At 60.6% G+C, this 1,964-nt stretch carries 2 pseudogenes; both read right to left on the bottom strand.

From position 1 onward, the window contains the following. Positions 1 to 1,749 (bottom strand): annotated as a pseudogene (cysC, locus tag AC1DWF_RS31650) (adenylyl-sulfate kinase); the annotation flags it as partial. 48 nt (positions 1,750 to 1,797) lie between these two features. Then, positions 1,798 to 1,905, bottom strand: a pseudogene (locus tag AC1DWF_RS31655) (polysaccharide biosynthesis protein); the annotation flags it as partial. Between the last annotated feature and the right edge of the window lie 59 nt (positions 1,906 to 1,964).

Here is a 1,964-nt window from a genome sequence, read left to right on the forward strand (position 1 = left end):
GGGGACGGTCGTTCAAGCAACTGACGATGTTGTTGTCGTTAAGCCAGCTCTCCAACTCGTCGACCATCTCCTCGGCGTCCTTGCCGAGTGTTTGGACATGGAGTTCCGGGCTCTCGGGAGCTTCGTAGGGCGAATCGAGGCCGGTGAAATTTTTGATCGTGCCGTTGAGCGCCCGCGCATAGAGCCCCTTGGGATCGCGCCTCGCGCATTCCTCGAACGGTGTGTCGACGAAGATTTCAACGAATTCACCCTCCTTCATCCTTTCACGCGCCATCTGTCGCTCGGCGCGGAATGGCGAAATGAAGGAAACAAGCACGACGAGCCCGGCGTCGGCCATCAACCGGGCGACCTCGACCACACGGCGGATGTTTTCGACACGATCCTCTTCGGTGAAACCCAGATCCCGGTTGAGCCCGTGGCGGATGTTGTCGCCGTCGAGCAGATAGGTGTGCCGGCCAGCCGCGTTCAGCTTTTTCTCGAGCAGGTTGGCAATTGTCGACTTGCCTGAACCCGACAGGCCGGTGAACCACAGCACCGCTGGCTTTTGATACTTTTGGGCCGTGCTGGGTGCGGTCGACGTCGAGCATCTGCCAGTGGATGTTGCGAGCGCGCCGCAGCGGATGGCAGATCATGCCAGCACCCACGGTGGCGTTGGTCATGCGGTCGACGAGGATGAACGCACCTGTGATGCGGTTGTCGTCATAGCGGTCGAAAGCGATCGGCGCCTGGACAGAGAGATCGCACACACCGATCTCGTTCATGTCGAGGTGGGCTGCGGCTTCCTTGGCGAAGCTCGTCACGTTGATCCGATGTTTGAGCCCGGTAATCGTCGCCCCCACCTGATCGGTCTCCGTGCGCAGGATGTAAGGCCGGCCGGGCAGCAGTGGCTTGTCATCGAACCAGACGATATTTGCCTGGAACTGGTCAGCCCACCTCGGGCCGGGCATCAACAGTGGATAACACGTCGCCGCGCGAGATCTCGATCTCGTCCTCCAGCAAAAGGGTCACCGACTGGCCGGCGATTGCCAGCGGACTATCCGCCGCGCCGACGAGGATTCGCTTCACGCGCGAGCGGCGTCCCGACTTCGCCGCAACCAAGGTCTGGCCAGCGGCGACAAATCCCKAAGCGATTGTGCCGGAGAATCCGCGAAAATCCTGATTGGGGCGATTTACATACTGAACGGGAAGGCGGAACGGCTTTTCGACCGCGTCGCCGTCTATCGCAATCGCCTCGAGGTGTTCGAGCAGCGTGGGACCCGAATACCAGCGCATTTCATCCGACGACCGGGTGACGTTATCGCCATAGCGCGCCGACATCGGGATGGGCTCGATCGACTGGAAGTTGAGACCGGACGCAAAGTCGCGATATTCGGCCGAGATGCGCTCGAAAACCTCCCGGCCGAAATCGACCAGATCGAACTTGTTCACGGCAAGGGCTACGTGACGGATGCCGAGCAGCGAAGCGATGATCGAGTGGCGGCGGGTCTGTTGCAAAATGCCCCGGCGGGCATCGACCAGCACAATGGCCAGATCGGCAGTCGAAGCGCCGGTCGCCATGTTGCGGGTATATTGCTCGTGGCCGGGCGTGTCGGCGACGATGAATTTTCGCTTGGGCATGGCGAAGAAGCGATAGGCGACGTCGATGGTGATGCCTTGTTCGCGCTCAGCCTCCAGGCCATCGACCAGAAGCGCGAAGTCGATGTCGGCACCATTGGTCCCATGTTTGCTGGAATCCCTTTCCAGCGCGGCTTGAAGGGTCAGTTCGACGGCCTCGCGAATGGTCATGAAAAAGCGCATCATCTCCGGGTGCGTGACAGTCAGTGGCCCACCACGTGCAAGTTGCCGCTTGAACAGCGGGATCAGCGATCCACTCGAACCAAGCACGTTTCCGAAGCGCACGGTCATGAAGCGCGGAGAGGCAGCGTCGTTCGCCCCTTCCAGGTCGAGTGACTGGCAATAGAGTT

The organism is Aminobacter sp. P4_D5 (genome assembly GCF_056401815.1).